Source organism: Mesorhizobium sp. WSM1343, from assembly GCF_055901535.1.
Genome location: NZ_CM148370.1, coordinates 5,460,340 through 5,478,631, shown reverse-complemented (window position 1 = coordinate 5,478,631; position 18,292 = coordinate 5,460,340). Strand labels below are relative to the sequence as shown.

General features: G+C 63.7%; 18 protein-coding genes. 9 read left to right on the top strand and 9 right to left on the bottom strand.

Annotated elements, in window-relative coordinates; all coding sequences use genetic code 11:
* The first annotated feature begins 119 nt into the window (after positions 1-119).
* From phnY to AC0NIL_RS26790, 7 genes are all read left to right on the top strand, one after another.
* Positions 120-1,577, top strand: a complete 1,458-nt coding sequence (gene phnY / locus AC0NIL_RS26820) for a phosphonoacetaldehyde dehydrogenase (RefSeq protein ID WP_473572767.1) — start codon at positions 120-122, stop codon at positions 1,575-1,577.
* A gap of 72 nt (positions 1,578-1,649) precedes the next feature.
* Positions 1,650-3,008 carry a (R)-1-hydroxy-2-aminoethylphosphonate ammonia-lyase gene (gene pbfA, locus AC0NIL_RS26815; RefSeq protein WP_473572766.1) on the top strand — a complete coding sequence of 453 codons (1,359 nt, stop codon included), beginning with the start codon at positions 1,650-1,652 and terminating at the stop codon, positions 3,006-3,008.
* Positions 3,009-3,010: 2 nt separating this feature from the next.
* Positions 3,011-4,021, top strand: coding sequence for a C-terminal binding protein (locus AC0NIL_RS26810; RefSeq protein WP_473572765.1), 1,011 nt, complete (start codon positions 3,011-3,013; stop codon positions 4,019-4,021).
* A gap of 255 nt (positions 4,022-4,276) precedes the next feature.
* Complete coding sequence (locus tag AC0NIL_RS26805; RefSeq protein ID WP_013533035.1) at positions 4,277-5,308, top strand: 2-aminoethylphosphonate ABC transporter substrate-binding protein; 1,032 nt, start codon at positions 4,277-4,279, stop codon at positions 5,306-5,308.
* 29 nt (positions 5,309-5,337) lie between these two features.
* Positions 5,338-6,483 (top strand): ABC transporter ATP-binding protein, encoded by a 1,146-nt coding sequence (locus AC0NIL_RS26800; protein WP_013533034.1) that lies wholly within the window; start codon positions 5,338-5,340, stop codon positions 6,481-6,483.
* Positions 6,476-7,333: a 2-aminoethylphosphonate ABC transporter permease subunit gene (locus AC0NIL_RS26795; RefSeq protein ID WP_063167537.1), complete on the top strand. Its 858-nt coding sequence runs from the start codon at positions 6,476-6,478 to the stop codon at positions 7,331-7,333. Before AC0NIL_RS26800 ends, AC0NIL_RS26795 begins: the two co-directional genes overlap by 8 nt.
* A 3-nt stretch (positions 7,334-7,336) precedes the next feature.
* Positions 7,337-8,134, top strand: coding sequence for an ABC transporter permease subunit (locus AC0NIL_RS26790; RefSeq protein WP_013533032.1), 798 nt, complete (start codon positions 7,337-7,339; stop codon positions 8,132-8,134).
* A gap of 14 nt (positions 8,135-8,148) precedes the next feature.
* Here the strand turns inward: AC0NIL_RS26790 and AC0NIL_RS26785 are convergent, their stop codons facing one another.
* The 8 genes from AC0NIL_RS26785 to AC0NIL_RS26750 form a co-directional block, all read right to left on the bottom strand.
* Positions 8,149-8,604: a MaoC/PaaZ C-terminal domain-containing protein gene (locus AC0NIL_RS26785; protein ID WP_027163926.1), complete on the bottom strand. Its 456-nt coding sequence runs from the start codon at positions 8,602-8,604 to the stop codon at positions 8,149-8,151.
* The gene (locus AC0NIL_RS26780; protein WP_473572764.1) at positions 8,601-9,677 is read right to left on the bottom strand and encodes a Gfo/Idh/MocA family protein; all 1,077 of its coding nucleotides are present in this window, start codon (positions 9,675-9,677) and stop codon (positions 8,601-8,603) included. The genes AC0NIL_RS26785 and AC0NIL_RS26780 overlap by 4 nt, the downstream gene beginning before the upstream one ends.
* Entirely contained in the window at positions 9,670-9,999 is a 330-nt protein-coding gene (locus tag AC0NIL_RS26775; RefSeq protein WP_473541505.1) for an L-rhamnose mutarotase, read from the bottom strand. The genes AC0NIL_RS26780 and AC0NIL_RS26775 overlap by 8 nt, the downstream gene beginning before the upstream one ends.
* 10 nt (positions 10,000-10,009) lie before the next feature.
* A complete protein-coding gene (locus AC0NIL_RS26770) occupies positions 10,010-11,122 on the bottom strand; it encodes a mandelate racemase/muconate lactonizing enzyme family protein (RefSeq protein ID WP_473572763.1) in 1,113 nt (370 codons plus the stop codon).
* A 5-nt stretch (positions 11,123-11,127) separates the two neighbouring features.
* A complete protein-coding gene (locus AC0NIL_RS26765) occupies positions 11,128-12,225 on the bottom strand; it encodes an ABC transporter ATP-binding protein (protein ID WP_473572762.1) in 1,098 nt (365 codons plus the stop codon).
* Between the two features lie 4 nt (positions 12,226-12,229).
* On the bottom strand, positions 12,230-13,096 hold the full coding sequence (locus AC0NIL_RS26760; protein WP_013533026.1) for a carbohydrate ABC transporter permease: 867 nt from the start codon (positions 13,094-13,096) through the stop codon (positions 12,230-12,232).
* Positions 13,097-13,098: 2 nt separating this feature from the next.
* Complete coding sequence (locus AC0NIL_RS26755) at positions 13,099-13,995, bottom strand: carbohydrate ABC transporter permease (RefSeq protein ID WP_013533025.1); 897 nt, start codon at positions 13,993-13,995, stop codon at positions 13,099-13,101.
* 135 nt (positions 13,996-14,130) lie between these two features.
* The gene (locus AC0NIL_RS26750) at positions 14,131-15,450 is read right to left on the bottom strand and encodes an ABC transporter substrate-binding protein (protein WP_063171552.1); all 1,320 of its coding nucleotides are present in this window, start codon (positions 15,448-15,450) and stop codon (positions 14,131-14,133) included.
* Positions 15,451-15,619: 169 nt separating this feature from the next.
* Between AC0NIL_RS26750 and AC0NIL_RS26745 the strand changes: the two genes are divergently transcribed.
* The gene (locus AC0NIL_RS26745; protein WP_013533023.1) at positions 15,620-16,405 is read left to right on the top strand and encodes an IclR family transcriptional regulator; all 786 of its coding nucleotides are present in this window, start codon (positions 15,620-15,622) and stop codon (positions 16,403-16,405) included.
* Positions 16,406-16,470: 65 nt separating this feature from the next.
* A complete protein-coding gene (locus AC0NIL_RS26740) occupies positions 16,471-17,310 on the top strand; it encodes an amidohydrolase family protein (RefSeq protein ID WP_063167544.1) in 840 nt (279 codons plus the stop codon).
* A 9-nt stretch (positions 17,311-17,319) separates the two neighbouring features.
* Here the strand turns inward: AC0NIL_RS26740 and AC0NIL_RS26735 are convergent, their stop codons facing one another.
* Positions 17,320-18,291 (bottom strand): ABC transporter permease, encoded by a 972-nt coding sequence (locus AC0NIL_RS26735; protein WP_013533021.1) that lies wholly within the window; start codon positions 18,289-18,291, stop codon positions 17,320-17,322.
* Position 18,292: the final 1 nt, after the last annotated feature.

Genomic DNA, 18,292 nt, shown 5'->3' with positions numbered 1-18,292 from the left:
ACGTTGAGGCACTGACCTCGCCTGATTTCCTCTCCCCCGTCGATCGGGGGAGAGGTGGCCCGAAGGGCCGGAGTGGGGGTCGATCCTCCGCGCAACAAGAATCTGCCGGAGCAGAGCACATGACCAAGATCGACCCTGCCATTAAAGTTCGCAACGAGCCGATGCGCATCGCCGGCAGACGAGTCGATGCCGACGGCGTCGTCGAGGTGCGCTACCCCTGGAACGACACCGTCATCGGCACCGTTCCGGCCGGCCGCGCCGATCACGCCCGCCAGGCGTTCGAGATCGCCGCCGGCTACAAATCGAAGCTGACCCGCTACGAGCGTCAGCAGATCCTGTTCCGCACCGCCGAGGCATTGGCCTCGCGCCGTGAAGAAATCTCCGATCTCATCACGCTCGAGCTCGGCATCTCCAAGACGGACTCGCTCTATGAGGTCGGCCGTGCCTATGACGTGTTCACGCTGTCGGCGCAGATGTGCATCCAGGATGACGGCCAGATCTTCTCCTGCGACCTCACCCCGCACGGGAAGGCGCGCAAGATCTTCACCACTCGCGAGCCGTTGAAGGCGATCTCGGCGATCACGCCGTTCAATCATCCGCTCAACATGGTCTCGCACAAGGTGGCGCCGGCGATCGCCACCAACAATTGCGTGGTGGTCAAGCCGACCGAACTGACGCCGATGACGGCGCTTCTCTTGGCCGACATTCTCTATGAAGCCGGTTTGCCGCCTGAAATGCTGTCGGTGGTGACCGGCTGGCCGGCCGATATCGGCAACGAGATGATCACCAATGAAAACATCGACCTGATCACCTTCACCGGCGGCGTGCCGGTCGGCAAGATGATCGCCCGCACCGCCGGCTACAAGCGCCAGGTGCTGGAGCTCGGCGGCAACGACCCGCTGATCATCCTCAACGATTTGTCGGACGAGGATCTGGCAAAGGCGGCGGACCTAGCAGTGGCCGGAGCGACGAAAAACTCCGGCCAGCGCTGCACGGCGGTCAAGCGCATCCTGGTCCAGGAAAGCGTCGCCGACCGCTTCGTGCCACTGGTGCTGGAGCGGGCGAAGAAGATCCGCTTCGGCGATCCGATGGACCGCGCGACCGACCTTGGCACCGTTGTGCACGAGAAGGCGGCGGCGCTGTTCGAAGCCCGCGTCCACATGGCTGCCGAGCAAGGCGCCGACATTCTCTACAATCCGGGCCGCCAGGGCGCGTTGCTGCCGCCAATCGTCGTCGATCGCGTGCCGCATACATCCGAGCTGGTCATGGAAGAAACCTTCGGGCCGATCATCCCGATCGTGCGTGCGCCGGACGATGACGAGGCGTTGATTGCGCTCTCCAACTCGACCGCCTTCGGCCTGTCGTCGGGCGTCTGCACCAACTCTTTTCCGCGCATGCAGAAATACATCGCCGGCCTTCAGGTCGGCACCGTCAACATCTGGGAAGTGCCGGGCTATCGCATCGAGATGTCGCCCTTCGGCGGCATCAAGGATTCGGGCAACGGCTACAAGGAAGGCGTCATCGAAGCGATGAAGAGCTACACCAATGTGAAGACATTTTCGCTGCCCTGGTCCTGACCGGACGGCATTGACGGATAGAACAATCGAGGGAGCGTTCGCCGCTCCCTCATTCGCATTTCGGAGACCATGATGGCCGCGATATCTGAACTTGTGCACACCGAAGGCGATTCCAACACCACAGCGGCTCGCGGTCGCTGGGATGCCGGGCAGGGCGATCCGCGGATCCGCGGCCTGGTCGATCGCGACGCGGCCGCCTTCATGCACCAGAGCCTGTCCAGCCCCTGTTTGTCGACGATCGCCAAGGCGCAAGGCATCTGGATCGAGGACACCGCCGGTCGCCGCTTCATGGATTTCCACGGCAACAGCGTCCATCACCTCGGCTATGGCCACCCGAGGCTTGTGGCCGCCATCAAGAAGCAGCTCGATGAGCTCTGCTTTGCGCCGCGCCGCTTCACCTGTGAGCCCGCCGTCGAACTGGCCGAGAAGCTGGCGGCATTGGCGCCCGGCAATCTCGGCAAAGTGCTGTTCACCACCGGCGGCTCGGACGCCATCGAGGTCGCGCTGAAGATCGCCCGCGCCGCGACCGGCCGCTTCAAGACGGTGTCGTTCTGGGACGCGTTCCATGGCGCCGGCTTCGGCGCAGCAAGCGTTGGTGGCGAGGCGACCTTCCGCTCGCACATATCAGGCCCGATGATGACCGGCACCGAGCACGTCGCGCCTTGGGACGGCTATCGCTGCCCCTATGGCCACGATTCCCTGGAAGCATCGGGCCTCGCCTGCGCCAACATGATTGCCTACGTCCTTGGCCGCGAGCAGGACGTGGCGGCGGTCGTCGCCGAACCGATGCGGGCGACGCCAAACCCGCCGCCGCCAGGCTTCTGGAAGCGGGTGCGCGAGGCCTGCGACCGGCACGGCACGCTCTTGATCTTCGACGAGATCCCGACCGGCCTTGGCAAGACCGGCAAATTCTTCGCGCACGAGCATGATGATGTGACGCCTGACATCGTCGTCCTCGGCAAGTCGCTCGGCGGCGGCGTCCTGCCGATCGCCGCCATCATCGCGCGCCGCGATCTCGACGTCACCGGTGGCTTCGCGATCGGCCACTACACCCACGAGAAGAACCCGGTGACGACCCGCGCCGCATTGACGACGATCGACATCATCCTGGAGGAAGGGCTGGTCGAGCGCGCGGCCGAACTCGGTCGGCACATGCTAGGGCGCATGCAGCACCTGATGGCGCGCTCGCCCCATGTCGGCGACGTCAGGGGCAGGGGACTGATGGTCGGCGTCGAGCTCGTCGAGGATCGCGATACGCGCCAGCCGGCACGCGATCTCGCCGAGCGCGTCTTCTATGCTTGCCTTGAACAGGGGCTGAGCTTCAAGATCAGCCAAGGCAACGTGTTGACGCTGTCGCCGCCGCTGGTCATTTCGAAAACCGACCTCGACGGCGCGCTCGACATTGTCGAGCGCACGGTGCTGGCGGCCTGACCGTGAAGGCCGTGCGCACCGACCGCGAACTCGAATGTCCCGGCATCGACGCCGGCTTGCGGGCGAGGGGGGTCGAACTGGTGACGCTGCCGGACGGCATCCCCGAAGCTGATCTCATGCAGGCCGTTGCGGACGCCGATCTTTTGCTGATGTGCTACACGCCGATCACCGCACGGGTGATCGAGGCGGCTCCCAGATTGAACGGCATTGTCAAATATGGCGTCGGCGTCGATGCCATCGACATCCCCGCCGCGATGCGGCGTGGCATTCCCGTTGTCAACGTGCCGGATTATGCTGAGGAAACCGTCGCCGAAGGCGCCTTCGCGCTGATGATCGCGCTGGCCAAGCGGCTGCCCTCCATCACCGCGGCGGTGTCACGTGATGGTTGGATCTGGCCCGAGCAACGCTGGCTGGGGCGCGACATGTCCGGCGCCACGCTTGGGCTCGTCGGCTGCGGCAAGATCGGCCGCAGCATGGCGCGCATGGCAGGCCAAGGATTTCATGCGCGCGTTCTCGGCTTCGATCCCGGTGTCGATGTCGCAACCATGCGCACCGCCGGCATCGAGAAGGTAGAAGACCTCCACGTCATGCTGCGCGCCTGCGATTTCGTTTCCCTCCACTGCCTGCTGAACGACAGGACGCGCGGCTTGATTGGTGAAGCCGAGCTCGCTTGCCTGAAGCCTTCCGCTATCATCGTCAACGTCTCGCGCGGCGCGCTGATCGACGAGGCCGCCCTTGTCGAGGCGATCATCTCGGGGCGCATCGGCGGCGCCGGGCTCGACGTCTATTCGGTCGAGCCGCTGGCCAAATCGGGCCATCCGATGAGCGCGCTGTTCGGCCGCGACAACGTCATCCTGTTTCCGCATCTCACCTTCTTCACGCAGGGGGCCATGCGCCGGCTCGAAGACGACACGCTCGCGCGCTGCTTCGAAATTCTCGAAGGCCGGCCGGTTACCGTTCGTTCGTTCGACCCGCGGCTGCGGGCGCAGACATCTGGGGTTTCATTCGGCTGACCATCACCATCTCTGCAGCCAATCGCGGGCCTTCCGCGAGGCCGGAATCGAAGCCAGGCCAGCGTTGCGACAGTTCCATGACAACTATCAGGTAAAATTTGCCTCTCATAAAATAAATAGATTTTACTTATCGATCGTCAGTCCCCAAAGTCGGCACAACGACGAGATCGAACGGTGCCGCATAGGGCTCCGGCCTACAGGCGAGATCGTCACAGTGCATCGCAGAATGTGCCATCAATCACAGGGGAACTGAGCATGAAATCGCAAAAGGCAACCATAGCTATGGCCTTCGCCGCGTCGCTGTTGGCGTCGTCGGCTCTTGTCGGACCGGCACTCGCCGATGGCGTCGTCACCATCTATTCCGCCGACGGCCTGCATGACGGCAATGGCAGCTGGTTCGAGACCGAATTCGCCGCCTTCACCAAGGCCACCGGCATCACCGTGCAGTATATCGAGGCAGGTTCCGGCGGCGTCGTCGAGCGTGTCGCCAAGGAAAAGTCGAATCCGCAGGCCGACGTGCTGGTGACCTTGCCGCCCTTCGTCCAGCGGGCCGCGGCTGACGGCCTGCTGCAGGACTACAAGCCGGAAGCCGCCGACCAGATCGATGGCGGCACAGACAAGTACCGGCCGCTGGTCAACAACTATATGAACTTCATCTACAACAGTGCCGTCCTGCCTGAAGCGCCAAAGGCCTACAACGACCTGCTCGACCCGAAGTTCAAGGGCAAGATCCAGTATTCTACCCCCGGCCAGGCCGGTGACGGCACCGCCGTCATGCTGCAGATCATCCACGCCTTCGGCAGCGAGGATGCCGGCTTCGAGTTCATGAAGAAGCTGCAGGACAACAATGTCGGCCCCTCCGCTTCGACCGGCAAGCTGACCGCGCTGGTCAACAAGGGTGAGCTGCATGTCGCCAATGGCGATCTGCAGATGAACATGTCGCAGATGGCCGACAATCCCAATATCAAGGTGTTCTGGCCGGCTGGACCTGACGGTGTGCGCTCCACCTTCGCGCTGCCCTATGAAATCGGCCTGGTCACCGGCGCACCCAACGCAGACAACGGCAAGAAACTGATCGACTTCCTGCTCTCCAAGGAAGCCCAGTCGAGCATCAGTTCCGTTGCGCTCGGCATGCCGGCTCGCAAGGACGTCAAGCCGGATGACGCCAACTTCGCCAAGGCGCAGGAGGCGATGAAAGGCGTGACCATCTGGTCGCCGAACTGGGACGACGCGCTGAGCAAGCTGCCCGATTATGTCAAGCGCTGGAACGAAGCGACCGGAAGTTGATCCGCAAGGGAAACCCGGAGGACCACGCCATGTCTGCCGCAGCCTTTACTGGTACCAGTGTCATGGACATCGACGCCGCGAAGGTTCGCGGCGCCGGCTCCAATGTCCATTTCGACAAGGTCAGCGTTGCCTATGGCGCGCATGTCGTCCTGCATCCGCTGACCCTGGATATCGCACCTGGCGAGATCCTGGCGATGATCGGCCCATCCGGCTCCGGCAAGACGACGGCCTTGCGCGCCGTGGCCGGCTTCGTGCGACCCGCCAGCGGGCGGATCCGCATCGGCGCCACCGATGTGACCGATCTGCCGCCCTACGAGCGCGGCCTCGGCATGGTGGTGCAGAACTACGCGCTGTTTCCACATATGCGGGTCGAGGACAACGTTGCCTTCGGCCTCAGAGCACAGGGCGCCGACAAGGCGCTGATCGGCGAGCGGATTAAGGATGCGCTGGGCACTGTCGGCATGTCGGCCTATGCCCGGCGCTATCCGCGCGAGCTTTCGGGCGGCCAGCAGCAGCGCGTGGCGATTGCGCGTGCCTTGGCCGTGCGGCCGCGTGTGCTCCTGCTCGACGAGCCGCTCTCGGCGCTCGACGCCCAGATCCGCCGCAACATGGTCGAGGAGATTGCGCGGCTGCACCGCAGCCTGCCCGGCCTGACGATCCTCTATGTCACCCACGACCAGACCGAGGCGCTGACGCTTGCCGACAAGATCGCCATCATGCGCGACGGCAGGGTCTGTTCGCATGGACCGACGACCGAACTCTACCGCCGCCCGCCAAACCGTTTTACGGCCGAGTTCCTCGGCCGCGCCAACCTTTTGCCGGTAACGGTTGCCGAGGCCGTCGGGCCGAAGGGCTTTGCCACGGCAAGGCATGGTGACGCGCTGCTGACCGGCGCCGGCCGCAACGAGAAGGCCGGCGACAAGAGCCTGCTCTGTATCAGGCCGCAGCATCTCAGCCTGACCGCCGACAGCGACCATACCAACCGCATCGTGGGCACGCTCCAGGAAGTGCACTGGCAGGGCGAACTGACCCATCTCGTGCTCGACGTCGACGGCACGCCGGTGCGTGTCTCGGCGACCAGGCTGCCGATCGCCTTGCCCGAACCCGGCGCCAAGGTGCCGCTGTTCTTCGCGCCCGCCGACACCTCGCTTCTCCCGGAAGACGCCGGTGTCTGAGGCGGTCGCCATCCCTGCGCCGGCGATGAAGCTCTCGTCGGGTAAATTGTGGATAGTGCCACCGGCGGCCCTGCTGGCGCTGCTGTTCTTCTATCCGTTGGCACTGATTGCCCGCCAGGCCTTCCTCGACGACAGTGGCGTCGCCAATGTCGCCGAAGTCATCCGCGTGCTGCATTCGCGCTTCTTCCTCAACGCGCTGATCAACACGGTGTCGATCTCGGTCGCGGCGACAGCCGGATGCCTGGTCGTCGGCCTCGTGCTGGCGCTGATTCTGGCCTTCGTGCCGTTCCCCGGCAGCGGCTTCATCGCCCGGCTGATCGATACCTTCATCGCGCTGCCGACATTCCTGGTGACGCTTGCCTTCACCTTCCTCTACGGCTCCGCCGGCATGCTCAATGCCGGGCTGATGGAGACCTTTTCGCTGCCGCTGCCGCCCGTCGATTTCCTCTATTCCGCGTGGGGTGTGATCCTGGCCGAGGTCACTGTCTACACACCCTTCATCCTGCGGCCGCTGCTCGCCGCCTTTTCGCTGGTCGACCGAGGCCAGATCGAAGCGGCGAGCGTGCTCGGCGCGCGGCCGTTTCGCATCGTTCGCCAGGTCATCCTGCCGGCGGCAATCCCCGCACTCATCGCCGGCGGCAGCCTGTGCCTGCTGTTGACTGTCAACGAATTCGGCATCGTGCTGTTCATCGGCGCCAAGGGCGTCATCACCCTGCCGCTGCTGATCTACGGCAAGGCGATCCAGGAATCGGCCTATCAGGTCGCCTGTATCATCGCCGTCGTCAACATCGCGCTGTCGCTCGGCCTGTTCGGCCTCTACCGTTTCGCCGCCGGCCGGTTGGGAGCTTAGCCCATGCTGGTCTGGTCACGCTCCGGTCGTCTTGTCCTGTGGGTGCTCTTCGCACTGATCTTCGGCGTGCTGTTCCTGGCGCCGCTCGCGGTCATCCTCCTGTCCAGCCTCGCCGACCAGTGGAACGGCGTGCTGCCCAACGGCCTGACGACGGAGCACTACACTGATGTCATTTCCGGTGCCGCCGGCAGAGCGGTCAAGGCCAGCCTGGTCACCGGCTTCCTGGCCAGCGCGCTGGCGCTGGTCAGCGGCACCTGGGCGGCCCTGTCGCTGCGCCTCCAGGGCCATGCCTTGCGGCGGCTGCTCGGCCTTTTGTTCTTCATCCCAAGCGCGGTCCCTTCGGTGTCTGTCGGCCTTGGCCTGCTGGTTGCCTTCAGCCATCCGCCGCTGCTGCTCAACGGCACGATCGCGATCGTCATGATCGCGCATTTCGTGCTGATCTCGGCTTTCACCTTCGGCAATGTCTCGGCTGGACTGGCGCGGCTGTCGCCCGACTTCGAGCAGGTGGCATCGAGCCTCGGCGCTCGCCCGGCCTACCGGCTTTGGCACGTCACACTGCCCTTGCTCGCACCCTATCTGGTCGCCGCCTTCGGTCTCAGTTTCGCGCTGTCGATGGGGGAACTCGGCGCCACCGTCATGGTCTACCCGCCGGGTTGGGTGACGCTGCCGGTCTCGATCTTCAGCCTTACCGATCGCGGCGACATCTTTGCCGGCGCGGCACTGACAATGATCCTGGTCGTGGCGACGCTGGTTCTCTTGCTCGGGCTGGAGCGCATTACCAAGCGCGCTACCGGCTCGTAGGACTTTCCCGAGTCTCAGCCCTGCGCCGGCCTGCGTTCGACGATGTAGATGTGGTCTGCCGCCAGCACCACGTCGCCGCGCTGGTTGATCACTTCGCACCGCTCGATCACCCGTCCTGAACCCGGCCGCTTGGGATCGTCTTCCTTGACCGCGATGGTGGTGCGCGTGCGGATTGTGTCGCCGATGAACACCGGCTTGATGAAGCGCAGCCGGTCGTAGCCGTAGGAAAAGGCGACAGGGTTAACGACGCTCGCGGTCAGCCCGATGCCGACCGAGAACACCAGCGTGCCATGCGCGATGCGCTGGCCGAATGGCGTCGTCTTCATGTACTCGGCGTCCATGTGGTGCGGAAAGAAATCGCCGGTGTGGCCGGCATGGACGATGAAGTCGGTCTCGGTGATGGTGCGGCCGCTTGTTAGGCGCGACGCGCCAATCTCGTAATCCTCGAAATACTGGATCTGTTCCATCAGGGTCTTTCCGCAATCGGCGTCGCCGGTGCCGCGCTCGACTGATACGCCGCCTCGACCAGCGCCATCGTGCTCCAGGCATCTTCGACGGGGCTTATCAGCGTATCATCTTCTCCGGTCGCAAAGCGCTGGACATTGGCCATGCGGCCGACGAAGGCATCGGGAAACCACTCGCCGGCCAAAGGCACGGCGATCCAGCCCGTTCCGCCCTTCGGATAGATCTCCAATACATCCGGTTCGCCTGTGGGATAATCGAGGTTGAGACCCAGCTTGAGATAGGCGGCACCCTCTGTGCCGCAGATGCGGAACTCGCAGGCCTGATGCCGGCGACCGAATTTGTGGTCGTGGTTGATCGACAGCGCGCAACGCACGGTGTCGCCATAGTCGAGAATGGCGCTGGTGCGCGTCTGCGCCACCTTTTGGTTGGGATGGCCGAGCGTCTTGGCGTGCACGCCTCTGGGGTCGCCGAGCAACTGCCGGATCAGGTCGAGATAGTGGATCGAATGCATGGCGATCTCGACGCGCGGCGCCTTGAGCAGGAATTCCCAAAGCTCCCATGGTGTCGCCAGCGCCAGCCAGGCGTCGAAGTCGACGATCTCGCCGAGCCAGCCCTTGCCGATGGCATCCTTCAGCGCCAGCATCATTGGCGCGAAGCGCAATTGGAAGTTCACCGCCGCGTGCAGCCTCCTGGCGCGGCAGATTTCGAGGATCGCGGTCGCCTCGGCAAGATTGCTGCCCATCGGCTTCTGGATCAGCGCCACCGCGCCGTCAGGCAAGGACTTCAGCACATCGGCATGATGCGACGGCGGGGTGGCAAGGTCGAAGATCGCGCCCTCGACAGCAGTCGCTTCTTCGACCGAGCCAAAGGCCGTCACGCCCCATTGGCTGGCCAGCTTTTCAGCCCTGACATGATCAGGATCATAAAGCCCGGCAACCGGAAAGCCGGCCTTCCGGTAGGCTGGGAAATGCGCGTCGCCGACGATCGATCCCGCGCCGAAGGTGACGATCGGCCGGGGTCTTGAGGGTTTTGGCCAGGATTGAACGAGCAAGGCAGGGTCGAAGCCGCCTTCAGTCATGATGGAAGACCTCATCCATCTCGGCCCACCACTCGCCCTCCTTGCGGGTCGCCAGCGGCTCCTGGCAGGGCATGCAGACGGCCCACCATTCCTGCGTCTTCGGGTCGGCCGCCATCTTGGCCATGTCGGCGGCATAGTCGGTGCCGTGGTATTCAAAATAGGAAAACAGCAGGTTCTCCGGCCGCTTCAGGTAGATCGAATAATTCTTGATGTTGCAGGCCGAGATCATGGTCAGCACGCCGGGCCAGACGGCGGCATGGAGGCGGACATACTCCTCGACCTTTTCCGGCTTCAGCCCCAAAACCATACCCATCCGCTGCATATCAGTTCCCCTATTTGGTGATCGCCGTGGTGAATTCGGCGATGCTCATGGCCTTGACCGCGTCCCAGTCCCAATCGATGCCGATGCCCGGTTCGTCGGGCGCCAGCGCCTGGCCATCTTCGATGCGCATGCGCTTGCCGGTCAACTGGTCGAGCTGTGGAATGTACTCGACATATCGGCCGTTCTGAACAGCGCAGGTCAGGCTGACATGCAGTTCCATCAGGAAATGCGGGCAGACCGGAATGTCGAAGGCCTCTGCCGCGTGCGCAATCTTGAGCCAGGGCGTGATGCCGCCGATACGGCCGACATCGACCTGCACGATCGAGCAGGCGCCTTTCTGCATGTACTCGCGAAAATGGCGGAGGGAGTAGAGCGATTCGCCGATGGCGATCGGCGTCGGCGTCGAGTTCGACAATCGCACATGCCCGTCGGTGTCGTCTGCCGGCAGCGGTTCCTCGATCCAGGCGAGGTCGAGCTCACGCAGCCTCGCAGCGCGCCGGATCGCTTCGTCGACCGAAAACCTCTGATTGGCGTCGGTCATGATCTCGTAGCCGTCGCCGACCGCCTTGCGCACCGCCGACAGGCGGGCAAGATCCTCCGACCCGTGCGGCCTGCCGATCTTGACTTTCGAGCCGCGAAATCCCTTCGCCTTGGCGGCCAGCGCATCGTCGACCAGCGCCTGCGTCTCGATGTGCAGCCAACCGCCTTCGGTGGTGTAAAGCGGACAACGATCCTTGGCGCCGCCGGCCAGTTTCCACAAAGGCAGGTTTTGCTTCTTGGCCCGCAGATCCCAGAGTGCTGTATCGATCGCCGCGATGGCGATCGCGGTGATCGCCCCGATGGTCGTGGCATGGGTGGCGAATTCGAGATCGTGCCAGATCGCCTCGATCGTGTCGGGATCGCGGCCGATCAGGCGCGGCACCAGATGGTCCGAGAGCAGCCGCATCACCGACGAACCGCCGGTGCCGATCGTGTAGCTGTAACCGGTGCCGACCGCACCGTCGGAATCGGTGATCGTGACGATCGGCGTTTCCTGGCTGACGAAGCTCTGGATCGCGTCGGTGCGCTTGACCTTGGGCACAAGGTCCACCATGCAAAGGTCGACTTTCTCGATTCTGGCCATGCCGATCAGCTCCGCAATGTCTTTCCGGTCTCAGTGGCAAACAGATGCGACTGCGACATGTCGAGGCTCATGGCGACCCGCTCGCCCGGCCGCAGTGGCCTCGGGTTCAGCATGCGCGACACCCAGTCCGTACCGTTGAATTCGACGAACACCAGCGTCTCGTTGCCGAGCGGCTCGGTGACCGTGATCGGCAGTTCGATCTGGTGGACATCGGCCGCGCCACCGGAACTGATGCCATGGCCGGTCGGGTAGATGTCGTCCGGCCGCAGCCCGAACACGACCTTGTCGCCGGTCGCGACATTGGCCTTGAACTGGCCGGGCAGCGGCAGCTTCTCGCCGCTGGCGAAAACCATCTGGCCACCGTCGACCGTCGCCTCGTGCAGGTTCATCGGCGGCGAGCCGATGAAGCCGGCGACGAAGCGCGTCGCCGGCCGCCGGAAGACCTCGTCGGGCGTGCCGACCTGTTCGATATGGCCGTCGCGCATGATGACGATGCGGTCGGCAAGCGTCATCGCCTCGACCTGGTCATGGGTGACGTAGATCACCGTCGACTGCACCTTTGCATGCAGCTTCTTGATCTCGGTGCGCATCTGCGTGCGCAATTTGGCGTCGAGATTGGAAAGCGGTTCGTCGAACAGAAACACATCGGGGTCGCGCACGATGGCGCGGCCCATCGCGACGCGCTGGCGCTGACCGCCGGACAGTTGCGACGGGCGGCGGTCGAGCAACGTGTCGAGGCCGAGGATGGCCGAGGCCTCGGCGACGCGGCGGTCCATGTCTTCTTTGGCGGCGCCGGCGATCTTCAGGGAGAAGCCGAGATTCTCGCGCACCGTCATGTGCGGATAGAGCGCGTAGGATTGGAACACCATCGAGATGTTGCGCGAGCGTGGCGGCAAATCGTTGACGATGCGTCCGCCGATCTCGATCGAGCCGGCGCTGATTTCCTCCAGCCCGGCGATCATGCGCAGCGTCGTCGACTTGCCGCAGCCGGACGGGCCGACCAGCGCAATGAACTCGCGGTCGGCAATGTCGAGATCGATGCCGTGCACGATCCCAATAGTGCCGTAGCGCTTGGTCAGCTTGGTGAGGGTAACGGTTGCCATGGGATCAGCCTTTCACCGCGCCGGAGGTCAGGCCGCCGACAAGGTGTTTCTGGACTATGTAGGTGAGGGTGAGCGCCGGGATGATCATCACCACGGCCAGCGCGCACATGCCGCGCCAATCGATGGTGAACTCGGCCGTGTAGTCGAGCAGGCCGACCGGCAGCGTCTTGGCGCTCACCGAGCGGGTCAGCTGCGAGGCCAGCGCGAACTCGTTCCAGCAGGTCAGGAAGGCGAAGATCGCGGCCGACGCAATGCCCGGTCCGGCGAGCGGAAACTCGACCTGCCAGAACGCCTGCCAGCGGGTGCAGCCATCGATCTGCGCTGCTTCCGCGAGGTCCTTGGGCACCTGGCGGAAGAAGCCGTCGATCAGCCAGATGGTGAACGGCACGTTGAGCGCGACATAGGCGAGGATCAGCCCGAAATGGGTGTCGATGATGCCGAGCCGCACATAGAGGAAGAACAGCGGCAGCGAGAGCGCGATGCCCGGCACGGTGCGCGTCAGCATCAGGCCGAGGAAGACGCTCGATTTGCCGCGAAATCGATAACGCGCGAACGCATAGCCGCCGGCCATGCCGATGGCCACCGCAATCACCGTCGAGGTCACCGAGATGATCAGCGAGTTGCGGAAATATTCAATCACCGGGATGCCGCCCTTGCCGATGCCTGAGAACATCGCGACATAAGCGTCGAACGAGATCTCCTGCGGGATCCAGACTGGCGGCTTTGCCATGATCTCGACCGTCGGCCGCAGCGACGACAGCACGATCCACAGGCCCGGCAGGCAGATAGTCAGCATCGCCAGGAACAGGCCGATGCGATAGATGATGCCGAGCAGCCGGCGCTTCAGGCGAGCGGAAGAATTCTCATCCATCCTCACCACTCCGCACCGATCTGCGTGCGCGCCGCGGCGAGCTTGTTGAAGAAGTAGACGGTGAAGGCGATCGACAGCAGGATCGAAAAATAGGCCATGGCGTTGGCCATGCCCATGCGCCCGTCGCTGTAGGCGGTGCGGGCCACCAAGGTCCATAGCAGTTCGGTGCGGCCCGCCGGTCCGCCATCGGTCATGATCTTGACGATGTCATAGGCGCGCGCCACGTCGAGCGAACGGATGGTCATGGCGATGTAGGCGAAGGGCATGACGAATGGCCACGTCACATAGCGGAATGTCTGCCACGGCGTGCAGCCGTCGACCCGCGCCGCCTCGATCGGCTCCTTGGGCATGGCGAGCAGGCCGGCGAGGATCAGGATGGCGAAGATCGCCGTCGACGACCAGATCTCGGCGATCGAGATGGCGATGAAGGCGAGATGGCCCTCGATCAGCCACGGTATGGCGTCTCGCGTGATGCCGAGCGACTGCAGCGCATTGTTCACCAGGCCGATATTGTCGTTGAACATGAACTTGAATTGGAAGCCGACCAGGATCGGCGAGAACATCATCGGAAACATCATCAGCGTGCGCAGGATGCGCTGGCCGCGCGTCGCCTTCTCGACGAGCATGGCGAGGCCGAGCCCGAGCAGCATTTCGAGATTGAGCGCGATGGTCAGCAGCAGAACCGTGCGACCGAAGGCCCACCAGAAGTCGGTGTTGGACAGGATCGAAAGATAGTTCCGGATGCCGATGAAGACGTAGAACGTTTCGGGCCGCGTCAGGCGGAACGGGGTGAAGCTCGAATAGAGCGACAGAAGCAGCGGCACCACCACCACCGCCGCCAGCACGATCATGGCCGGAAGCAGCAGCAGGAATGGCGCGGATGGCTTGAAGCCCTTCATCAGAATCCTTGAGTGTTTGTATTTGGACGGCGGTGCGTTGGCTGGGCGCGAAGGGTTAGCGTAAACCGCTGGCATCCCGCGCAACGCGATCGCCTCCCCCATTGCTGATGGGGGAGGCAGCCCTGGGAGCCGTTGCTAGAGCTTGCCGGCGTCCTGGAGGATTTGTGTCGCCTTGGCGGCGGCTTCATCCAGTGCCTGTTTCGAGGTCTTGTCGCCGAGGATCGCCGCCTGCAGCTCGGGATAGACGGCGTTCGAGATCTCGATCCATTCAGGCGTCTGCGGCACGGCGAAGGCGTGCTTGGCCTCTTCCTGGAAAGCGGTAAGAACCTCCTTCTTGTAAGGATCGTTTTCGGCTTGCTTCAGGTCCCAGTCCCAGACCGCGGTGCGGGTCGGCAGCGGACCGGCGGCGGCCTCGAGCTTCTGGCTGTCCTCGTTGGTCAGCCACCAAACCAGGGAAGCCGCGGCCTCCTTGTTCGGGCAGTTCTCGGTCACCGAGAAGCCATGGAAGCCGGACCAGCCGGTGCGCTTGCCGGACGAACCCTTCGGCGCGACTTTGACGCCGACATTGCCGGCGACCTTCGACGACTTCGGATCGTTGAAGAAGCCGGCCCAGCCCGGCCAATCCAGGTTGATGGCGACAGTGCCGGACGCAAAGCCCTGGCCGAGATCGTCCCAGAGATAGTTGGTGGTGCCGGCCGGCACAGCCTTGGCCTTGTAGAGGTTGACGAACCAGTCGAGCGCCCGGATGCCGGCCTCGGAGTTGAAGACCGGCTTGCCGTCCTTGTCGAGATATTCGCCGCCCTCGGCGACGACCATCTCGTAGAAGCGGCCGTTGATCGCCTCTTCCTTGCCGGCGAACTGGGTGCCGTAGAAATTGGGCGGGTTGGCGAAGAACTCGGCCTGGTCGGTGACTTCCTTCCAGGTGTCCGGCGGCACCAGATCATAGCCGTATTTCGCCTTGAACTTGGTCTTGTTGTCGGCGTTCTCGTACAGGCTCTTCTGGTAGTAGAGCGCCGAAACGTCGAACTGCGCGCGCGGCAGCATCTCCAGCTTGCCGTCGATGGTAGCCGACTTGATGGTCGACGGCACGAAGGCGTCGATCTCTTCCTTGGGCAGCAATTTGCTGAGGTCGGTGTAGAGGCCCGTATATTGCGGCGCGAACGACGAGTGGTTCCAGCCGACGCACCAGTTGGTGCTGCCCGAGGCGATGTCCGACTTGAGCTCCTTGTCGATGTCGAAGCCGTTCTTCTTGGTCAGGATGTTGACCTTGGCGCCAGTCGCTTTCTCCCATTCGGGAATGCGTTCGTAGAGCTTTTCATATTGCTGGCCGCCGATCAGCTTCACGTCGACGGTCACGCCTTCGAACTTGCCGGGCAGGTCGCCGGCAAGAGCAGCGCCTGCACCTGACGCGAGCAACAATGCGCCGGCGCACACGCCGGAAAGCAGTCTGTTCATTGGTATCCTCCCTTGGTGCCGCCTTCGCGGCGACCGCAACTCGTCTGATGACAAGAAGTGCTACATTCATATACAAACAAAACATTCATAGACACGTCAAGGCGAAATTTGTTTCCGCCGCGCACGTTCCTGCGTATATGAAGGGCGAAATTCACTGGAGGATGAGCCCATGGACGACAGCGAAGACGAGCGCTATCGCGCGCCGGCGCTCGACAAGGGGCTCGATATCCTTGAACTGCTGGCGGGCGTCGACGGTGGCCTGACCCAGGCCGAAATCGCCAAGAAACTCGACCGCAGTCCCAACGAATTCTATCGCATGCTGGACCGGCTGGTGCGGCGTGGCTACGTCACGCGCCTCGACGGCGACCGCTATTCGCTGACGCTCAAGCTGTTCGGCCTGGCACAGCTGCACGCGCCGGTACGGCGGCTGGTCTCCTATGCGACGCCGCTGATGCGTGAGCTTGCCGAGACATCGCAGCAGGCCAACCAACTCGTTGTTTTTGATCGTGGTTCTGCCGTCGTCATCGGTCAGCAGGAAGCACCGAACTACTGGGGCATATCGATCCGGGTCGGCTCCCATATCAGTCTATTCGATACCGGCTCGGGACATGTGCTGCTCGCCTTCCGCTCACCGGAAGAGCGCCAGATGATGATTTCCGAACACGTCCGCAGCACCGACAAGACGGCGCAATCGAGCGAGTTCTTCACCCGTCTCGACCAGATCCGCGACCGTGGCTACGAGATGATGGCTTCGATGCAGACAGCCGGCGTCTTCAACCTGTCGGCCCCGGTGCGCAGTTCCGACGGCAAGGCGATCGCCGCGCTGTCGATTCCCTACATCACGGTGGTCAACGCGCCTTCCGCACCCGATATCACCAGGACAATCGAACTGTTGCTGGCAACGTGTGAAAAGCTGTCGCACCTTGCTGGATCAGCAGTCGGCTCATCGGTGTGAATTCTTATTTGAATGAAGAATTCTCTCGTGAGATGATTTGAAAAGCCAGAGGGAGGAGCCTCGCCATGATCATCGACACCCATCTTCACCTCATCGATCGCTCGGCCCTGCGCTATCCCTGGCTCGCCGGCGTGCCGGCGCTCAACCGCGATTTCTCTTATGAAGACTACGCGACGGAGGCGCAGCGTGTCGGCGTCGAGCGCGTGCTGCATATGGAGGTCGATGTCGATCCGGCCGACATCGAAGCCGAGACGGCTCGTGTGGAAGGACTGTCACGGCAGCCCGGCAGCATGCTGGCCGGGGTGATCGCGTCCTGCCGTCCTGAGGAAGGAGACTTCGCGGCCTATCTCGAACGGCAGCGGGCAAACCCGTTCGTAAAGGGCTTTCGCCGCGTCCTTCATGTCGCGCCCGACGAGCTCTCGGAAGGTGCGGTGTTCCGCGACAGCATCAAGCGGCTTGGCGGCACCGGCCTGACCTTCGATCTCGTCGTGCTGCCGCACCAGATTCCCAAGGCTATCGTGCTTGCCGACCTGGCACCCGATGTGACGTTCGTCCTCGACCATTGCGGCGTGCCCGACATCAAGGGCAACAGGGAACATCCATGGCGCGAGCATATGAGCGAGATCGCCCGGCGCCCGAATGTCATGGCCAAGATTTCCGGTGTCGTCGCCTATGCCGATGCCGGCAGCTGGACGGTCGAGACGTTGCGGCCGTACGTCGAGCACACCATCAATTCATTCGGCTGGGACCGCGTCGTCTGGGGCAGCGACTGGCCGGTCTGCACGCTAGGCGGCGGCCTGTCGACCTGGGTGGCGGCGACCCATGCATTGCTCTCGGGCTGCAGCATTGCCGAGCGCGACAGGCTGTTGTCCGGCAATGCCCGCAAGCTGTGGCGGCTCGACTGACAGGTCCTTTCAGATGGTTGCCGAGACGTGCCGTTCGCGGCCATAGAGCGAAACCAGCAGCACGATGACGAAGCCGAGCGCGGCCTGCACTGCCGCGGGCTGGAAGCCGAGGCCGATGAGCAGCGTGTTGATCTCGGTCAGCACCAGCACGCCGGCGATCGTGCCGAGATAGCTGCCCCGGCCGCCGACCAGTGCTGCGCCGCCGACGACGACCGCTGCGATGGTCTGGAACAGATAGGGCTGGCCGACATCGCCATAGGCCGAGCCGGTGAAGCCGAGCAGCAGCACGCCCGCGACAGCGGCGAAGAAGGCGCTTGCTGCATAGGTGATGACCCACATGCGAACCGGGTCGATCAGCGCCAGCGGCGCCGCTCCCGGATTGCTGCCCAACGCATAGAGCCGGCGGCCATAGGGCGTCCGCTCCAGCACCAGCACGACCAGCGCCGCCAGCACGACCAGGCTCGGCACCAGCCACGGCACCGGCAGCGGGCCGGCCGATCCGCCGATCGAGACGAAGCTGGAAACCGCTTGTGGCGCGGAGCCTGACGGGAAGCCGGCTGTCCACAGCAGCACCAGCCCTTGCACGACCATGCCGATTCCGAGCGTGACGATGAGCGGCTGGATGTCGAGGCTGCGCGAGATCAGCCCGTTCAGCCCGCCGATGACGAGCGCCAGCGCGCCGACCAGGCCGCAGACGAGAAAAAAGTTCCAGCCATCGCCATAAAGCTGCGCCGCCACGACATTGGCAAAGCCGATGACGAAGGGGATCGAAAGGTCAATGCCGCCCATGATGACGACCAGCGTCTGGCCAATCGAGGCCACGGCGAGCAGCGAGGCGAGCACCAGCATGGCACGTATCGCAAACGGCGCCGAGTAGCCGGGAATGAGAATTGTGCCGGCAAGGTGCAGAAGGGCGGCGACGCAGAAGGCGCCGACGACGCGGGCGTTGGTTGTCGCGAAGAGGTTTTGGCGCAAAACCATG

Excerpts from the sequence above, each read along its gene's own strand:
- AC0NIL_RS26745 (WP_013533023.1), top strand. The coding sequence starts at position 15,620 with ATGGACGACAGCGAAGACGAGCGCTATCGCGCGCCGGCGCTCGACAAG.
- pbfA (WP_473572766.1), top strand. The coding sequence starts at position 1,650 with ATGGCCGCGATATCTGAACTTGTGCACACCGAAGGCGATTCCAACACC.
- AC0NIL_RS26780 (WP_473572764.1), bottom strand. The coding sequence starts at position 9,677 with ATGACTGAAGGCGGCTTCGACCCTGCCTTGCTCGTTCAATCCTGGCCA.
- AC0NIL_RS26790 (WP_013533032.1), top strand. The coding sequence starts at position 7,337 with ATGCTGGTCTGGTCACGCTCCGGTCGTCTTGTCCTGTGGGTGCTCTTC.
- AC0NIL_RS26740 (WP_063167544.1), top strand. The coding sequence starts at position 16,471 with ATGATCATCGACACCCATCTTCACCTCATCGATCGCTCGGCCCTGCGC.
- AC0NIL_RS26750 (WP_063171552.1), bottom strand. The coding sequence starts at position 15,450 with ATGAACAGACTGCTTTCCGGCGTGTGCGCCGGCGCATTGTTGCTCGCG.
- AC0NIL_RS26805 (WP_013533035.1), top strand. The coding sequence starts at position 4,277 with ATGAAATCGCAAAAGGCAACCATAGCTATGGCCTTCGCCGCGTCGCTG.
- AC0NIL_RS26735 (WP_013533021.1), bottom strand. The coding sequence starts at position 18,291 with ATGGTTTTGCGCCAAAACCTCTTCGCGACAACCAACGCCCGCGTCGTC.
- AC0NIL_RS26765 (WP_473572762.1), bottom strand. The coding sequence starts at position 12,225 with ATGGCAACCGTTACCCTCACCAAGCTGACCAAGCGCTACGGCACTATT.
- phnY (WP_473572767.1), top strand. The coding sequence starts at position 120 with ATGACCAAGATCGACCCTGCCATTAAAGTTCGCAACGAGCCGATGCGC.
- AC0NIL_RS26760 (WP_013533026.1), bottom strand. The coding sequence starts at position 13,096 with ATGGATGAGAATTCTTCCGCTCGCCTGAAGCGCCGGCTGCTCGGCATC.
- AC0NIL_RS26775 (WP_473541505.1), bottom strand. The coding sequence starts at position 9,999 with ATGCAGCGGATGGGTATGGTTTTGGGGCTGAAGCCGGAAAAGGTCGAG.
- AC0NIL_RS26800 (WP_013533034.1), top strand. The coding sequence starts at position 5,338 with ATGTCTGCCGCAGCCTTTACTGGTACCAGTGTCATGGACATCGACGCC.
- AC0NIL_RS26755 (WP_013533025.1), bottom strand. The coding sequence starts at position 13,995 with ATGAAGGGCTTCAAGCCATCCGCGCCATTCCTGCTGCTGCTTCCGGCC.
- AC0NIL_RS26770 (WP_473572763.1), bottom strand. The coding sequence starts at position 11,122 with ATGGCCAGAATCGAGAAAGTCGACCTTTGCATGGTGGACCTTGTGCCC.